The 16557-nt window shown below is 46.4% G+C and carries 16 protein-coding genes; 10 read left to right on the top strand and 6 right to left on the bottom strand.

Translation table 11 applies throughout. From position 1 onward, the window contains the following. Positions 1-20: 20 nt before the first annotated feature. The gene (gene cueR / locus D0T92_RS09110) at positions 21-425 is read right to left on the bottom strand and encodes a Cu(I)-responsive transcriptional regulator (RefSeq protein WP_151052169.1); all 405 of its coding nucleotides are present in this window, start codon (positions 423-425) and stop codon (positions 21-23) included. 172 nt (positions 426-597) lie between these two features. Here cueR and D0T92_RS09115 point away from each other — a divergent pair, with 172 nt between their 5' ends. The 3 genes from D0T92_RS09115 (at position 598) to D0T92_RS09125 (ending at position 3728) form a co-directional block, all read left to right on the top strand. Continuing rightward, positions 598-807 carry a heavy-metal-associated domain-containing protein gene (locus tag D0T92_RS09115; RefSeq protein ID WP_151052171.1) on the top strand — a complete coding sequence of 70 codons (210 nt, stop codon included), beginning with the start codon at positions 598-600 and terminating at the stop codon, positions 805-807. A gap of 12 nt (positions 808-819) precedes the next feature. Beyond that, positions 820-1482 (top strand): membrane protein YczE, encoded by a 663-nt coding sequence (gene yczE / locus D0T92_RS09120; RefSeq protein ID WP_151052173.1) that lies wholly within the window; start codon positions 820-822, stop codon positions 1480-1482. 83 nt (positions 1483-1565) lie between these two features. Next, the gene (locus tag D0T92_RS09125; protein WP_151052175.1) at positions 1566-3728 is read left to right on the top strand and encodes a heavy metal translocating P-type ATPase; all 2163 of its coding nucleotides are present in this window, start codon (positions 1566-1568) and stop codon (positions 3726-3728) included. Positions 3729-3878: 150 nt separating this feature from the next. Here the strand turns inward: D0T92_RS09125 and D0T92_RS09130 are convergent, their stop codons facing one another. Then, positions 3879-4394 (bottom strand): HPP family protein, encoded by a 516-nt coding sequence (locus D0T92_RS09130; RefSeq protein WP_151052177.1) that lies wholly within the window; start codon positions 4392-4394, stop codon positions 3879-3881. Positions 4395-4538: 144 nt separating this feature from the next. On the opposite strand from D0T92_RS09130, the gene D0T92_RS09135 reads away from it, so the two are divergent. From D0T92_RS09135 to D0T92_RS09145, 3 genes are all read left to right on the top strand, one after another. Next, positions 4539-5090, top strand: coding sequence for a TetR/AcrR family transcriptional regulator (locus tag D0T92_RS09135; protein WP_151052179.1), 552 nt, complete (start codon positions 4539-4541; stop codon positions 5088-5090). A gap of 243 nt (positions 5091-5333) precedes the next feature. Beyond that, positions 5334-5879, top strand: coding sequence for a DUF2062 domain-containing protein (locus D0T92_RS09140; RefSeq protein ID WP_151052181.1), 546 nt, complete (start codon positions 5334-5336; stop codon positions 5877-5879). Continuing rightward, positions 5869-6444 carry a type IV secretion protein Rhs gene (locus D0T92_RS09145; protein ID WP_151052183.1) on the top strand — a complete coding sequence of 192 codons (576 nt, stop codon included), beginning with the start codon at positions 5869-5871 and terminating at the stop codon, positions 6442-6444. Before D0T92_RS09140 ends, D0T92_RS09145 begins: the two co-directional genes overlap by 11 nt. 83 nt (positions 6445-6527) lie before the next feature. Here D0T92_RS09145 and D0T92_RS09150 read toward each other — a convergent pair whose 3' ends face one another. The 4 genes from D0T92_RS09150 to amgK all read right to left on the bottom strand — a co-directional run bounded on the left by D0T92_RS09150 (position 6528) and on the right by amgK (position 10475). Further along, on the bottom strand, positions 6528-7460 hold the full coding sequence (locus tag D0T92_RS09150; protein ID WP_151052185.1) for an immunity 49 family protein: 933 nt from the start codon (positions 7458-7460) through the stop codon (positions 6528-6530). A gap of 23 nt (positions 7461-7483) precedes the next feature. After that, positions 7484-8410 (bottom strand): immunity 49 family protein, encoded by a 927-nt coding sequence (locus D0T92_RS09155; protein WP_151052187.1) that lies wholly within the window; start codon positions 8408-8410, stop codon positions 7484-7486. Between the two features lie 23 nt (positions 8411-8433). Next, positions 8434-9363, bottom strand: coding sequence for an immunity 49 family protein (locus D0T92_RS09160; RefSeq protein WP_151052189.1), 930 nt, complete (start codon positions 9361-9363; stop codon positions 8434-8436). Positions 9364-9470: 107 nt separating this feature from the next. After that, positions 9471-10475: an N-acetylmuramate/N-acetylglucosamine kinase AmgK gene (amgK, locus tag D0T92_RS09165; protein WP_151052191.1), complete on the bottom strand. Its 1005-nt coding sequence runs from the start codon at positions 10473-10475 to the stop codon at positions 9471-9473. A 70-nt stretch (positions 10476-10545) separates the two neighbouring features. Between amgK and D0T92_RS09170 the strand changes: the two genes are divergently transcribed. The 4 genes from D0T92_RS09170 to mltB all read left to right on the top strand — a co-directional run bounded on the left by D0T92_RS09170 (position 10546) and on the right by mltB (position 16458). After that, positions 10546-12870, top strand: a complete 2325-nt coding sequence (locus D0T92_RS09170; protein ID WP_151052193.1) for an LPS-assembly protein LptD — start codon at positions 10546-10548, stop codon at positions 12868-12870. Continuing rightward, entirely contained in the window at positions 12867-13823 is a 957-nt protein-coding gene (locus D0T92_RS09175; protein ID WP_151052195.1) for a peptidylprolyl isomerase, read from the top strand. The genes D0T92_RS09170 and D0T92_RS09175 overlap by 4 nt, the downstream gene beginning before the upstream one ends. Positions 13824-14152: 329 nt before the next feature. After that, a complete protein-coding gene (gene gap / locus D0T92_RS09180; RefSeq protein ID WP_151052197.1) occupies positions 14153-15181 on the top strand; it encodes a type I glyceraldehyde-3-phosphate dehydrogenase in 1029 nt (342 codons plus the stop codon). Positions 15182-15378: 197 nt separating this feature from the next. Further along, entirely contained in the window at positions 15379-16458 is a 1080-nt protein-coding gene (gene mltB / locus D0T92_RS09185; RefSeq protein WP_151052199.1) for a lytic murein transglycosylase B, read from the top strand. Positions 16459-16557 lie beyond the last annotated feature (99 nt).

A 16557-nucleotide genomic window follows, 5' to 3' on the forward strand; every position in this document is an offset into this window, starting at 1 on the left:
ACTCCTTTTTATTATTTACATTAGGAAACTTTCTGATTGCTACCAACCAAGCCCTCTAAAATCGGGCATTCGGGGCAGCCGTCGCCCTTGCAGGCATCGTGCCAGCGTTGTAGTTCGAGTACCATATTCTGTAAACTCTGAATCTGTGTATTCAAGGCTTCGATATGCTTGGCGGTGAGGGCTTTCACTTCACTGCTGTTACGGTGCGGATTGTCTTGCAGTTTTAATAATTCCGCCGTTTGTTGCAGTGAAAAACCGACTTCGCGGGCATGGCGGATAAACTTTAACCGTATCAGATCATTTTCGTTATAGTGGCGGTAGCCGTTGTTGTGGCGTTGGGCGGGGGCAAGTAATCCGTGTTTTTCATAATCGCGGATTTGTTTGGCGGAAAGCCCGGTTTGGCGGGCGGCTTCACTGATATTCATCACGGCTTGACCTTAACCTATGGTAAAGGTTTATAGTAATGTTTAATAGGCCAAACCGGCAAGCAGCCGATCGTTTTTATGCCTCATTCGAAATCGTATTTGTATTTATATTTAAGGGGATAGCCCCCATTTAAACCGATAGAAAGCAGCAAACAATAGAAAGGAAAATATTATGGAAACCGTTAAAATCAATGTCGGCGGTATGACTTGCGGCGGCTGCGTGAAAAGCGTCACCACTGTTTTGGAACAATTAGAAGGCGTGAATAAAGCCGATGTCGATTTAGACTCTGCCTCTGCCAAAGTCACTTTCGACCCGGCAAAAGTACAAACGGCTGCTTTATTGGAAGCAGTTGAAGATGCCGGTTTTGATGCTTCTTTGTGATGGCATCAAAATATGGATGAGCTAAAAAAACTAAAACGTATTCTGCCGTTAACGCCGTGGTCTGCTCGTTCATTTTGGTCGTTTGAAACCAAACCGATATTGGTGCTGTGTATTTCCCTGATGTTTTTCGGCATTGGTGACGGCATGTTGGTTACGGCGGGTCTCGGCTCGGCACCGTGGACGGTTTTGGCGCAAGGTATTTCCCTACAAAGCGGCCTGAATATCGGCATGGTTACTTTTCTGATTAGTGCGGTGTTGTTGGTATTGTGGATACCTTTGCGGCAGCGGTTCGGATTGGGTACGGTGCTGAATATGCTGGTGATTGCCGTTGTATTGGGGCTGTATGTACGCTATATGCCGCATCCTACCCACATTGCCATACGGATATTGCTGTGTATCGGCGGTATTCTCGTTATCGGTACGGCTTCAGCATTTTATCTGACCTGCCATTTGGGTGCCGGTGCCCGTGATGGTTTGATGGTGGGTTTGTGCAGCCTGAGCGGTTGGCGTATTGGTTGGGTTCGCACCGCCCTTGAAGGCAGCGTCTGCCTTGCCGGTTGGTTATTAGGGGGAACGGTCGGTATCGGCACTTTATTGTTTGCGTTCGGTGTCGGCTGGGTGGTTCAAACTGCCTTAGGACTAATAGAAAAACTACCGGTTCGGCAGGCCGTCTGAAATCTTGGCAACATGGCAGCAATGCCAAGCTTGCTTCACTGATATTTTCTCTGCCGCCCACATGCTTTGGAGGAATAAAGATTATGCAACAAAAAGCCCGTTTCCAAATCGAAGGCATGACTTGCCAAGCTTGTGCCAGCCGTATTGAAAAAGTGTTGAACAAAAAAGACTTTGTTGCTGAAGCCGGGGTTAACTTTGCCGGCGAAGAGGCGCAAGTGGTATTTGACGACAGCCAAACCGATATAGAAAGCCTGATTCGAATTATTGAAAAAGCAGGTTTTAAAGCAGCATTAAAAACCGACGATTTTTCCATGCCCGACAGCGAAGTGCACATTGGTTGGCGGCTGTGGCTGCTGTTGGTTTTGAATATCCCGTTTATTATCGGCATGGCCGGCATGATGGTGGGGCGGCATAATTGGATGATGCCGCCGATATGGCAGTTTGTCTTGGCCAGCATTGTGCAACTGTGGCTCGCCATACCTTTTTATAAAAGCGCGTGGGCGAGCATTAAAGGCGGGCTGGCGAATATGGATGTATTGGTGACTATCGGTACGGTATCCATTTATCTTTATTCGGTTTTTATGCTGTTTTTCCACCAACATACCGCGCATGACGGCATGGTACATGTGTATTTTGAAGCGGGCGTGATGGTGATCGGCTTTGTGAGCTTGGGCAAATTTCTCGAACACCGTACCAAACGCAGCAGCCTCAACAGTCTCGGCTTGCTGCTCAAACTCACCCCGCAGCAAGTCAATGTACAGCGCGACGGACAATGGCAGCGCCTCCCGCTGGATCAAATCCGAATCGGTGATATCATCCGCGCCAGCCATGGCGAACGCATCGCGGCAGACGGCACAGTAGAAAGTGGCGACGGTTGGGCAGATGAAAGCCACCTTACCGGCGAATCCAATCCAGAAACCAAAACGGCGGGCAGTAAAGTATTGGCCGGTGCGTTAATGACCGACGGCAGCATCGTTTATCGTGCCGAACAGCTCGGCAGCCATACCCTATTGGGCGACATGATGGCAGCCTTATCGGAAGCTCAGGGCAGCAAAGCACCGATTGCGCGGATTGCCGACAAAGCGGCAAGTATTTTTGTGCCGGTAGTCGTCAGCATCGCCCTGCTTACATTCTTCATTACTTGGTATGTAAAAGCCGACTGGGTTTCCGCACTCATTAATGCCGTTGCCGTATTGGTGATTGCCTGCCCTTGTGCGCTCGGCTTGGCGACACCGGCCGCGATTATGGTCGGCATGGGCAAAGCGGTTAAACACGGCATTTGGTTTAAAGATGCCGCCGCAATGGAAGAAGCCGCCCATGTGGATGCGGTGGTGCTTGATAAAACCGGCACCCTCACCGAAGGCAGGCCGCAAGTTGCCGCCGCGCATATTGCCGCCGAGAGCGGTTTTAGCGAAGACGATTTATACCGTATCACCGCCGCCGTCGAACAACATGCCACCCACCCGCTGGCCACCGCCATTGTTCAGACGGCCTCAGCACGCGGCCTGACCATTCCCGAAGCCGCCGACGTACAATCGGAAGTCGGTGCCGGGGTTGCAGCTGAAATCGACGGTATCGGCACAGTAAAAGTCGGCAAACCCGATTATGCCGGCTGGACCATGCCCGAACAGATGGCGAAAGTATGGCGCATTGCCAGCATTGTTGCCGTGGCGGTTAACGGCAAAGCCATCGGTGCGTTTGCACTGGCCGACACCCTGAAAACCGATACTCAGGAAGCCATAGGCCGTCTGAAAGCGCACGGTATCGATGTTTATATTATGAGCGGCGACAATCAGAATGTGGTCGGTTATATTGCCGATAAGCTCGGCATCACCCATGCATACGGCAATATGAACCCGCGCGATAAAGCCGCCGAAGTGCAAAAACTGAAAGACAGCGGTAAAGTGGTTGCCATGGTGGGCGACGGCGTGAACGATGCCCCCGCCCTTGCCGCCGCCAATATGAGTTTTGCCATGAAAGGCGGGGCGGATGTGGCGGAACACACCGCTTCGGCCACCCTGATGCAGCACTCCGTCAATCAAATGGTTGATGCGCTGTTGGTATCCCGCGCCACGCTGAAAAATATCAAGCAAAACCTATTCTTTGCGCTGATTTATAATACTTTGGGTATCCCGTTGGCCGCATTGGGTTTTCTAAGCCCCGTACTCGCCGGTGCGGCCATGGCGTTAAGCTCGATTTCGGTATTGAGTAACGCTTTGCGGTTAAAACGGGTGAGCATCCAATAAAACTTTTCCGCGTGATAATGCATGATAAACAAAGCCGTCTGAACAAATCTTTTCAGACGGCCTTTTACTATTCACCTTTAAATCTGGGCTTTACCCACCATATTAAAACAACATTCTTTTAAAACAAACTGATTAAACAGCAAACCTACTTCACCACCAATATGTAGGATAGCGCCTATCTTTTCCGATATTATTGTGAATAAGTGCTATAAGAACGACGACAATTGATCCCAATAATGTTGGCGTAATAAGGAAATCCCAATGAGCTCCCGCCATCATAACTATAAATGGATTAGACCCCGCAGGAGCATGAGGAACACGAAGAATCAGCATTAGAGCAATGGCAGTTGCTACAGCTGCCGCCATACTCCACCAATAAACGCCTATAAAATTTAGGAATACCAATCCGGTTAAGCTTGCAACAAAATGTCCGCCTATAACATTTCTTGGCTGTGATAGTGGGCTATTAGGGTACGCAAAAATCAATAAACAACTTGCTCCAAAGGATCCAACTATCATCGGAAATCCCGATAAGTCCTGAGTGATACCAAGCATTGCAGCCGCGAAAAATCCACCTAACCATGCCCAATAAATATTTTTCCAAGGGAGGCGAGGAGGGAGGGAGTCCGTTGGCTTAGGCCATTTGCTTCTTGTCTCTGTATTCATTGAAACTTCCTTTCTGATATAATTTGGATCACTTTGATTAGAAAGGTAAACATGTCCAGCCCGATCCAAGCTGATTACAATAGTATACCGTTCATGAACACAATAGTATACCGACCGGTATACTTTTTCAAGAGAAAATAATTTATGTCTATCAAGCAAGATATTTTGGTTTCGGCATATACAGATTTCTACAAATACGGTTTTAACGCGTGTGGCGTAGAATTTTTGGCAAAACAAGCAGGAGTTACTAAGAGAACGTTATATGCACATTTTGGTAATAAGGAAGAATTGATCAAATCGGTTCTTGAATATAGGGATCAGCAATTCATTCAAAAATTAGAAGCTTTTTTTCTAGAAAACAAAGATCTACCCGTTATCCATTCTTATTTGATGTTTATCTCAAATTGGATTACCGAAGAAGATTTCCACGGATGCTTATTTATTAATGCAAGTGCCGAATTTCACAATGAATTAAAAAGTCTGGAAAAACAAATTACCGACCATAAAACTAAAATTAGGCTTATTCTCCTTGAAAAAATGAAACAAGAAGGTATAGAAAACGCTGAATTTTTATCCAACTTCCTATTTCTGGTTGGTGAAGGAATGATAGTTTCACAACAAACAGGACAAAGCGATATCAGCAAAATCTGGAATAAAATTTCTGACTATATAAGCCTTTTTGAAACGAAAGCATGAAAACCAAAATAAACGAAATGGATTAGACATATTACTGAACATCGAGCAGTAATACCCAATAATACAAACGGCCGTCGCCTGATTTTTTTAGGCCGTCTGAAAAAATATCTGCTATAAATATAAAATAGAACCATACGACACATACACAACAAAGGCACAAGCATTATCAAGGTTTGCAAGGCCGAAAGGCAGCCCAAACTTCCGCTACCTGCCCGACCGGACTTTTAACCCGATACCGAACTTATGAATCTTTTTAAACGCACTTCTTTCCGTAAAAAACTGCCCAAACGCGAACAGATTTTTGCATCCCGTTTTACCAAACCGTTTGCACCGATGTTCGACAAGCATTATTTTTGGACACTCAACCGCCGCCAAGCAGCCGTTTCCGCTTCTGTCGGCTTATTCTGCGGCCTCATGCCCGGCCCGACCCAAATGCTCAGCGCGCTGATTGTCGCCTATTTCCTGCGCACCAACCTACCGGTCGCCCTGTTTACCACGCTCTACACCAACCCGCTCACCTACATGCCGCTTTATTACCTCGCCTATAAAATCGGCGCCTTAATACTCGGCCTTGATCAAAATGCCGCTTTGGTTTTTCCATCGTGGGACGGCGGTCATTTCTTATCCGAATCATGGACATGGCTGGTCGGTGCGGGCAAACCCCTGCTGGTCGGCGTGCCCGTTTTAGGCACGATACTCGCCGTTGCCGGCTATTTTGCCGTACTCGGTTTATGGCGCCTGCGGACAACCCGTTTATGGCATAAACGCAAGGCCGACCGTGCGCAATAGCCCCACATACCGCCGCTTAAGCACGGCAGAAACCGCCATCGCCCGTCGGATATTTTCAGACGGCCTCGACTATACCCGCATTAAAATTTACCGCGGCATCCCCTACCTGCCCACCCTCAAAGCCGCCGTTTCGCCCAACGGCCATATTTACTTTCCCCGCAACAACTGCCCGCACGACTTCACCGAATGCCCGCAACACTACCAAATATGGCTGATACACGAACTCACACACGTTTGGCAATATCAACACGGCTATCAAACATGGTACGGCGGCCTACTGCTCGGCGCCTGCGGCGGCTATATCGGCCGTAGTGCCTATGCCTATCCGCCGCTAGCCGAAATTGCCCACTTCGGCAGCTTGAATATGGAACAACAGGCCGACTTATTGGCACACTACTACGCCGCCCGTTATTTAAACCACTCTGCCTATAAAAACGATTTGCCCTTGTTTGAAAAAATCCTCCAACCCTTTTTCAACAACCCGCACGATAAATCGCTACTGCCCAAATACCGCAACCATCTCAAAGCGTTTTACCCAATCGGCAACAAACAACCAAGCAGGTAAAAGCATTTGAAAAGGCCGTCTGAAAGCAATATTTCAGACGGCCTTAAGTTTGAATAGCCGGCTTTAGATAATAAATACCTGTTTTATTTATGAGCAAACGCCAATTTTTTGGTTTTCAATGTGTAATAGTCTATCCAGTCTTGCAAATATTCATACGGATACGACAAATCATATTGCTTCATAAAATCAAACATATCCTGATATTCGCTTTCCGGCAGCGGGTCGTACACAATCAAATCACGCGGGGCGATTTCATGATCGATACCCAAATCAAAACCGTGCATAGAAGCAATCTTGGCATACATCACTATTTGCGGCTGAAGAAAGAAATCGAAATAAGTTATAGTTTCCTTAGCTGCCGCACGGGCATTTTTTTTAATAAATAATGGTGCTAATGCCTGTTTCATGGCTTCGATATCCTGCTCGGCAAAAGCAAGGAAAAAGTGGTAGTCATCCACCCGCTTTTGCATCCATTTGGTAGGCGTAGAATACTCTAATACTTTTAAGCTACGCTCTTTTAATCTTGCCAATTGTTTGCCTTCTATCATCAGCAAGGTGTTGTAAATCATATGTCGGTTGAGGTCATAGCTATCAATAAATTGCTCGGTATCATTAGCAATAGTGTCCATATTGCGTACCAAAAACTCCCGTAATTGGGGGCTGTCGCTCATAATCATCGGGAATAACAACCTACTAACATTCAACATATTAGCTGGCAAAAAGAATGGGGGCGGATCTTCGTAATAACCCATACTGCCAATAATAACCAACTTGCCGTGTACATAAGCATATTGTTTGAATTTTTTTAGATTGTGTTCAAACAAATAGGCATGAGCGGTTGCAGCATAAACATCTCTTATAATATTACCTATCGCCCCAAAGGGGGAGCCTTTCCTTTTATTAATATATTCTAGGTCATCACGACCTTTTTCCCTGTTAAATCGTTCAGTGGTTCCAATGATTACATTGGTAATATGTTCATACCATTTCGGCGTTGTCATCATATTGGCAGCCATTTTTATTCTCCAAGCATCAATTTTTATTTGGCAAACGGTAATTTATCGATTTTCAATGTGTAATAGTCTACCCAGTCTTGCAAATATTCATACGGATACGACAAATCATATTGCTTCATAAAATCAAATATATCCTGATATTCGCTTTCCGGCAGTGGGTCGTACACAATCAAATCACGCGGGGCGATTTCGTGGTCGATACCCAAATCAAAACCGTGCATAGAAGCAATTTTGGCATACATCACTATTTGCGGCTGAAGAAAGAAATCGAAATAAGGCACAGTTTCCTTAGCTGCCGCACGGGCATTTTTCTTAATAAACAACGGTGCTAATGCCTGTTTCATTGCTTCGATATCCTGCTCGGCAAAAGCAAGGAAAAAGCGGTAATCATCCACCCGCTTTTTTATCCATTTGGTAGGCGTGGGATATTCCAATACTTTTAAGCTACGCTCTTTTAATCTTGCCAATTGTTTGCCTTCTATCATCAATAGAGTGTTGTAAATCATATGGCGTTGAAGGTCATAGCAGTCAACAAATTGCTCCGTGTCGTTAGCAATATTATCAATATTGCGTATTAAAAAATCCCGTAATTGAGGACTGTCGCTCATAATCATATGAAACATAGGATCTTGTATATTCAACATCTCACACGAGAAAAAAAATGGTTGGGGCGCAGACCATCCCATACTCTCTAGTATGGCAAGTTTGCCTTGTATATAAGCATATTGCTTAAATTTCTTAAGATTATGTTCAAAAAAATAAGCATGAGCAGAAACTGCATTAATAGAAATAGCAATACTAACCATCGCTCCGAAAGGAGACCCCTCTCTTGTATTAATATACTTTAATGCATAAGAAGCTTTTTCCCTGTTAAATCGTTCAGTGGTTCCAATAATTACATTGGTAATATGTTCATACCATTTCGGCGTTGTCATCATATTGGCAGCCATTTTTATTCTCCAAGCATCAATTTTTATTTGGCAAACGGTAATTTATCGATTTTCAATGTGTAATAGTCTATCCAGTCTTGTAAATATTCATACGGATACGACAAATCATATTGCTTCATAAAATCAAACATATCCTGATATTCGCTTTCCGGCAGTGGGTCGTACACAATCAAATCACGCGGGGCGATTTCGTGGTCGATACCCAAATCAAAACCGTGCATAGAAGCAATTTTGGCATACATCACTATTTGCGGTTGAAGAAAGGAATCATAATAGTCAACCGTTTGCTTAGCCGCCGCGCGGGCATTCTTTTTAATAAATAATGGCGCTAATGCCTGTTTCATGGCTTCGATATCCTGTTCGGCAAAGGCAAGGAAGAAGTGGTAGTCATCCACCCGCTTTTGCATCCATTTGGTAGGCGTAGGATATTCCAATACTTTTAAGCTACGCTCTTTTAATCTTGCCAATTGTTTGCCTTCTATCATCAACAAGGTGTTGTAAACCATATGGCGATTAAGGTCATAGCGGTCAACAAATTGCTCAGTATCGTTAGCAATAGTATCCATATTGCGTACTAAAAACTCCCGTAGTTGAGAGCTGTCACTCATAAGTATCGGAAATAACAACCAACTAACATTCAGTTCAGTGCTCGGCAAAAAGAAAGGCAGTGGCTTACTAGAAAGACCCATACAGCCAATAATAACCAATTTACCGTGTACATAAGCATATTGTTTGAATTTTTTTATATTATGTTCAAATAGATAGGCATGAGCGGTTGCAGCGTAAACATCCATTATAATATTACTCATCGCCCCAAAGGGAGAGCCTTTCCTTTCATCAATATATTCTAGGTCATCACGACCTTTTTCCCTGTTAAATCGTTCAGTGGTTCCAATGATTACATTGGTAATATGTTCATACCATTTCGGCGTTGTCATCATATTGGCAGCCATTTTTATCTCCTTATTCGTCATAGCTCATGCCCAATTGTTGCTATTAAGCCAATCCGTGAATCAGCTCCAACGGATTGGCTTAAAGGCCGTCTGAAACAGCAACCTGCTTAAAATGTATAACCGGTTTCCAATTCTTCATCACCCACCAAGTCCACCAATAAGGCATAAAGCGGTGCCAAATCAATGTAGCGGCGGCTGGCGCGGCGCAGGTAGTTTAAAAAGCGCGGAATTTCTGGGCGGTATTTGTCTTTGCCGTCGCGGTAGTAGAGCCGTGCAAAAATACCGGCCACTTTCAGATGGCGCTGAACGCCCATCCATTCAAACCAGCGGTAAAAGTCATCAAACTGCTCCGGCACGGGCAATCCGGCGGCGCGGGCTTTTTCCCAATAACGAACCACCAAATCCAAGACAAATTCTTCTTCCCACTCGATAAAGGCATCGCGCAACAGGGAAACCAAATCGTAAGAAATCGGGCCGTATAGTGCGTCTTGGAAATCCAACACGCCGGGGCGGCCTTCGGCCAACATCAAATTGCGTACAATAAAATCACGGTGCACATACACTTGCGGCTGTGCCAGCAGCGGCGGCAATAAGGTGGCAACGGTTTGATCCCATAGCTGGCGTTGTTTGAAATTTAGCGGCTTGCCCAATTCTTTGGCGACAAACCATTCGGGAAACAGGTTGATTTCTCGTAACATTACTTCGCGGTTATATTCGGGCAACACATCTGGGCGGCTGTTTTGCTGCAAAATAATCAGTTCGTCAATCGCTTCCAGCAAGAGCACTTTATGGGCGGCTTCGGTTTGCTCGTGCTGCATGGCGGTTAAAAATGTGGTATTACCCAAATCGTTTAAAACGATAAAACCCTGTTCGCGATTAACGTGCAATACTTGCGGCACGTTGACCATATTGAATATTTGCTGAACCTTCAGATAAGGTTCGATACTCATTTTTTCAGGCGGCGCATCCATACAGATAACGGTGTGGCCGTCTGAAAAAATCGCGCGGAAATAACGGCGGAAATCCGCATCGGCAGCGGCGAAAGCCAGTTCGAAAGATGCTTGGGGATAAACTTTTTGAAGCCAATTTTTGAGTTCTATTTGTCGTTGCATAGTCGTTTGGTGTTTTTTCAGGTTAAAATAACCGCTATTCTAACTGGCAAACCCGATTTAAGGTGAGACTTTGGCTCGTTTATTTTCATACAAACCGCTGGTGCTGGCATTAAGTGTCGGCTTTAGCGCAGCAACGGCACATGCCGAAGAACTGTCTTTAGGCGATACCAGCCTGACCTGTTCGCCCGCAAAACTGAAAACTTATGCGGAATTAGCCGCCATGCCTGAAGTGAAACGCAGTGGCGGCAGCCCTCTGCCCACCGACTACACCCGCATCACAGCCGATAAAGTGGAAGGGCAAACCGGGGTAAAGGTTCGGGCGGAAGGTGATGTGATTATCGAGCGCAACAGCGACGTACTCAATGCGCAGTGGGTCGATTATGATCAAACGCGCGATGTGGTTACTGCAGGCGACAAGTTTACTCTGTATCAAAACGGCGCAACTGTAAACGGTGAAAATGTCGAATACAATCTTTCAGACGGCACTGGTATTTCCCACAACGCCCGCGTGGAAGCCGAGCATGAAGGCCGCCGCCTGCAAAGTGTCAGCGAAACTGCAGAAATGCAGGGCGACGGCCGCTACCGCTTAACCAATACCCAATTCAACACTTGCCAACCGGGTGATGCCAGCTGGTTTATTAAAGCGAAAAGTATTGAAACCGATGAGAATACCGGTATCGGCGTAGCCAAAGGCGCTTCCCTTGTATTCGGCGGTGTACCCGTTCTTTATCTGCCGTGGGTAGATTTCCCCATCAACGGCAACCGTAAAAGCGGCCTGCTGGTACCGACATTATCCGGCGGTTCCGACGGTTTGGAACTTGATATCCCCTATTATCTGAACCTTGCCCCCAACTATGATGCCACCATTGCACCGGGGATTATCAGCAGCCGCGGGGTGCGTGTAGGCGGCCAATTCCGTTACCTTAACGAGAAATTTGGCGGACAGGTAGAGGGCAACTGGATGCCGCACGACCGCAAAAGCGAACATAACAACCGTTATCAAATCAAGCTTGATCACCGCCAACAGCTTTCCGAAAAACTCAAAGGCGGTATCGAATACAATCAAGTTTCCGACGATGACTACTACCGCGATTTCTACGACCGCGAAGACATCGCCCGTAACGTCAACTTAAACCGACAGGCTTGGTTGAATTATAACGACCGCCTATGGGGCGGCTCGTTCAGCGGTTATTTAAGCGCACAAAAATACCAAACACTGGCCAATGCCGACGGCTATAAAGACGAGCCTTATGCCATTCTGCCGCGCCTCTCCGCCCAGTGGGAGAAAAATGCCGGTAACGCCCAGATTAATGTATTCGGCCAATTCACCCGTTTCGAACACGATGAAAAACAAGATGGCAGCCGCCTTGTGCTCTACCCCAGCATTAAATGGGATTTCCATAACCAATGGGGTTATATACGGCCGAAAGTCGGCGTACATGCCACTTATTACGACTTAAACCGTTTTGATGCGACACCTTCGCGTAAAGTGTCTCGTACACTGCCGATTATCAATATCGACAGCGGCATGACATTCGAACGTAAAACGTCGTTCTTCAACAACGATTACGTCCAAACCATTGAGCCGCGCTTATTCTACAACTATATTCCGACCAAATCGCAAAACGACCTACCCAACTTCGATACCTCTGAAAACAGTTTCACCTATGCGCAGCTTTTCAGGGAAAACCTCTACTCGGGTAACGACCGTATCAACTCGGCCAACAGCATCTCCGCTGCTGTACAAACCCGACTGCTCAACCCGAATAACGGCTCAGAGCTATTCCGTGCCGGTATCGGACAAAAATTCTATCTGACCAATGATAACGTTTTGGCCGACGGCACCATCAGCAGCTATCCGCGCCACCGTTCTGATATCGTAGCCTTTGCCAATGGCAATGTCAGCGACAGCGTGCGTGTTGATTTTGACATCCACTATAATGAAAACGAAAAAAGAGCCGAGAGTTATTCGGCCGGCATCCGCTACAACCCAGAGCCCGGTAAAACATTAAGCGCACGTTATAAATACGGCCGTAATGAAAAAATTTATCTGCAAAAAAACGGTGAGTATTTTTATGACCAGCTCAGCCAGATCGACTTAGCCGCCCAATGGCCGATTAAGAAAAACTGGTATGCCGTTGCCCGTTATAACTACGAAATTAAGGCAAAAAAACCACTTGAAATGCTTGCCGGTATTGAATATAAAAATGATTGCGGCTGCTGGAGTGCCAGTGTGGTCGGCCAACGTTATGTAACCGGCCTAAACACTAAGAAAAATGCCGTATTCTTTAATCTCCAACTCAAGGATTTAAGCAATCTGGGCAAAAATCCTTTTGAAAAACTCCGCTTAGCCATCCCCGGTTACAGCAAAACAAATGAGGTAGTCAGACCATGAAATTTAAACCCTTAATACTTGCCGCAACCTTAGGCCTTGCTTTTCAGAGCATACACGCTGCTGAAGTCAAACAAGTAGACGGCATTGCAGCCATCGCCGGTAATGAAGTTATTACTCAACGCGATGTACGTCAGGCTATGGCCGAAGCCCGAAGACAGCTAGGCAAAACCAATATCAATGAAGAAGAATTACGCGCCCAAGTTATGCGGCAGTTAATCGACCAAGCCATTGTTTTGCAAGCCGGCAAACGCCGTAATATCACTGCAACCGAAATAGAAATAGATGATGCATTGGCCAATATCGCCCGTGCACAAAAAACCACGGTCGACAATCTCTATGCCCAAGGTGCTAAAAACGGAGCCAGCAAAGCCGCTATCCGCCGCAGTATTGCCGATAGCATCATTATCAATAAAGTACAGCAACAGGCCATTCTGCAATATAGCCGTGTCAGCGATGCTGAAATTAACGAAACCATTGCCAGAGCACGTGAACAAGGCATAACCCTCCCTGCAGGCGAACCGTTGCGTCAATACCATGCCCAACATATTTTGTTGAAAGCGGAAAGCGACAATGCCTTTAAAGCCGCCGAAAGCAGCATCCGTAAAATTCACAAACAAGCCGCCGACGGTGCCGATTTCTCTGCATTGGCACGTCAATACTCACAAGACGGCAGCGCCCAAAACGGTGGTGATTTAGGCTGGTTTTCAGACGGCCAAATGGTGCCTGAGTTTGAAACCGCCGTACACGGCCTGCAACCGGGACAAGTCAGCCGCCCAATCCGTACACAATATGGTTGGCACATTATCAAACTAAACGATATCCGCGACAGCGGCACACCCGAAGAACGCCAGCGTGAAGCCGTCCGCCAATATATTGCCCAGCAAAAAGCTGCCCAAGCAGCAGATAATCTGATGAAAGAGTTATACGAAAGCACTCATGTTGAAATCCGTTAAATCAGGTTGAATATAAATCACTACCTGATAACAATATGGCATGATTAATCAATAAAGGCCGTCTGAAATATTTTCAGACGGCCTTTTATAATGAATTACCAAACCGCATAACTTTACTTTTCATATAGCATATCCCCCGCTTTTCAGACGGCCTTCGGGAACATATTCAAATAATTATCATCATAATACGGCGGAGTCGGCCGGTCTGCTGCAATTACACCTTGACTACATCTCGCTACACCGCGTTATAATTCGTTTTTGTCAGCAGATGCCGTGATTCGGACGGCCTGCATATTGTCTAATCTCAAACCACAAAAAGGAACGAAAAAATGGGCATTAAGATTGCCATCAACGGTTATGGCCGTATCGGACGTCAGGTATTAAGAGCAATCTACGATTACAAACTAGACAACCAACTTGAAGTTGTCGCCATCAATGCCAGCGGCAGCTTAGAAACCAATGCCCATATCACCAAATTCGACACTGTTCACGGCCAATTTGCCGCCGATATTTCCCACGATGAAAACCATTTGATTATCAACGGTAAAAAAATCCCGTTTTTCTCTACCCGCAATCCCGCCGAGCTGCCTTGGGAAATGTTGGGCGTTGATTTGGTGATGGAATGTACCGGCGCATTTACCAGTAAGGCCGCGGCTAAAGTCCACTTGGAAGCAGGCGCCAAAAAAGTATTGATTTCTTCACCCGGCGGCGACGATGTCGATGCCACCATTGTTTACGGCGTGAACCACGATGTTTTAACCCCTGAAATGACTGTTGTTTCCAATGCATCCTGCACCACCAACTGCTTAGCTCCCGTTGCCAAAGCTCTGCATGAAGGTATCGGTATCAATAAAGGCCTGATGACTACTATCCACGCCTTAACCAACGACCAAAACATTACCGACGTACGCCACAAAGATTTGCGCCGTGCCCGCAGTGGTATGGAAAACATGATTCCCACTAAAACAGGTGCCGCCAAAGCCGTCGGCTTGGTATTGCCCGAGCTCAAAGGCCGCTTAGACGGTTTAGCCATCCGCGTACCGACCATCAATGTTTCTTTGGTTGACCTGAGCTTCGAAGCTGCCCGCGATACTACCGTGGAAGAAATTAACGGCATTCTGAAAGCCGCTTCCGAAAACGGAATGAAAAATATCCTCAAATACAATACCTTGCCACTGGTGTCTATGGACTTCAACCACACCACCCAAGCCAGCACCTTCGACAGTACACTCACCAAAGTGACTGACGGCAATATGGTGAAAGTATTCTCTTGGTATGACAACGAATGGGGCTTTAGCTGCCAAATGCTGAACACGGCACGCGCTATGTTCGGTCTTGAAGTTACCCCGTTTAAATAAGCGTTTCCGCTTTATCAAAAAAAGCCGTCTGAAAACATTTCAGACGGCTTTTTTATAGGCCTTTCAGACGGCCTTTTAGCCAATTATCCAATAAAACCGTTAAATTTTCATTTTGCTTTCATAATGCCCTGCTCTTTAAGCTATTTGATAAATTTGGTAAACTGTTTTTTCCTATGCCTTATAGAAACGAATTCCCCATGAAAAAAAACGCCATTATCGCCCTTTCTGCCGCTGCGTTAGCTTTGGTTGCATGCAGTACTCAGGAAAATAAAGCCTCCGAACCGAAAGAAACACCGATTAAGCCTACCGTGCAACGCCCTGCTTTCGACCCTAATGCCGAATCGGTTGCTATCAGTGGTTTTAACGGCAATACCAATGTACAGCGTTTTATCAGCCACGAAGCGGCCAACGGGCAATTCAGCCGCACGGAACTACAAAGCTTTTTCGACGGTGTGATCTATAAAGGCAATATTATTAATATTATGAACCGCCCCGGCACCTCACGCCCGTGGTATGAGTTCCGCAACGGCAATGCTAGTGCCAGCAAAATCAATAAAGGCAAAAGCTTCTACGCACAACATAAAAACACCATCGACTCAGCCGCCCGCAGCTACGGCGTCCCCCCTGAAATCATTGTGGCCATTCTCGGCATCGAAACCAACTACGGCACCAACACCGGCAGCTTCCGTGTGGCCGACTCTTTAAGCACACTGGCTTTCGACTACCCCCGCCGTGCCGATTTTTTCCAAAAAGAATTACACGAATTTTTGCTAATGGCCAAAGAAGAAAAAAAAGACATATACAGCTTTAAAGGCAGCTATGCCGGCGCCATGGGTATGCCGCAGTTTATGCCCTCCAGCTTCCGCAAATATGCGGTCGATTTCGATGGCGACGGCTACCACGATATCTGGAATAATATCGGCGATGTGGCCGCATCGGTGGCCAATTATATGAAAGCACACGGTTGGAAACCTAACGGTAAAATGATTGTACCGGTCAGCCTGAATATCACCCAAGAACTGCAAAATATTATCGACGAAAAAACCGCCCTCACCCGCACCGTCGGCGAACTCAAACGCTTAGGTGTACGACCGCAGGAAGTGGTCGACGACAATGAAAAAGCCATTCTCTACCGTTTGGAAACCGCACCGGGCGTTTATGAATACTTTATCGGCCTCCATAATTTCTATACGGTTTGGCAATACAACCACAGCCGCATGTATGTAACTGCCGTGCGCGATATTGCCAACGGCGTCGGCGGCGGCTACCGTTTATAAACGCAGCCCGATGTCTAGCCCAAGCACAGCCGCTGTCTGACCGCAGCGGCTTTCATCTGTTCGGCAAGCGCACTGACAACGGCAAAAAATGTTAGAATA

The organism is Neisseria zalophi, from assembly GCF_008807015.1.
GTDB lineage: Bacteria > Pseudomonadota > Gammaproteobacteria > Burkholderiales > Neisseriaceae > Neisseria > Neisseria zalophi.

Coding starts and splice junctions, on each gene's coding strand:
- D0T92_RS09160 (WP_151052189.1), bottom strand. CDS start 9,363: ATGGCTGCCAATATGATGACAACGCCGAAATGGTATGAACATATTACC.
- D0T92_RS09140 (WP_151052181.1), top strand. CDS start 5,334: ATGAATCTTTTTAAACGCACTTCTTTCCGTAAAAAACTGCCCAAACGC.
- D0T92_RS09130 (WP_151052177.1), bottom strand. CDS start 4,394: ATGAATACAGAGACAAGAAGCAAATGGCCTAAGCCAACGGACTCCCTC.
- D0T92_RS09175 (WP_151052195.1), top strand. CDS start 12,867: ATGAAATTTAAACCCTTAATACTTGCCGCAACCTTAGGCCTTGCTTTT.
- D0T92_RS09135 (WP_151052179.1), top strand. CDS start 4,539: ATGTCTATCAAGCAAGATATTTTGGTTTCGGCATATACAGATTTCTAC.
- amgK (WP_151052191.1), bottom strand. CDS start 10,475: ATGCAACGACAAATAGAACTCAAAAATTGGCTTCAAAAAGTTTATCCC.
- D0T92_RS09115 (WP_151052171.1), top strand. CDS start 598: ATGGAAACCGTTAAAATCAATGTCGGCGGTATGACTTGCGGCGGCTGC.
- D0T92_RS09150 (WP_151052185.1), bottom strand. CDS start 7,460: ATGGCTGCCAATATGATGACAACGCCGAAATGGTATGAACATATTACC.
- D0T92_RS09125 (WP_151052175.1), top strand. CDS start 1,566: ATGCAACAAAAAGCCCGTTTCCAAATCGAAGGCATGACTTGCCAAGCT.
- mltB (WP_151052199.1), top strand. CDS start 15,379: ATGAAAAAAAACGCCATTATCGCCCTTTCTGCCGCTGCGTTAGCTTTG.
- gap (WP_151052197.1), top strand. CDS start 14,153: ATGGGCATTAAGATTGCCATCAACGGTTATGGCCGTATCGGACGTCAG.
- cueR (WP_151052169.1), bottom strand. CDS start 425: ATGAATATCAGTGAAGCCGCCCGCCAAACCGGGCTTTCCGCCAAACAA.
- yczE (WP_151052173.1), top strand. CDS start 820: ATGGATGAGCTAAAAAAACTAAAACGTATTCTGCCGTTAACGCCGTGG.
- D0T92_RS09155 (WP_151052187.1), bottom strand. CDS start 8,410: ATGGCTGCCAATATGATGACAACGCCGAAATGGTATGAACATATTACC.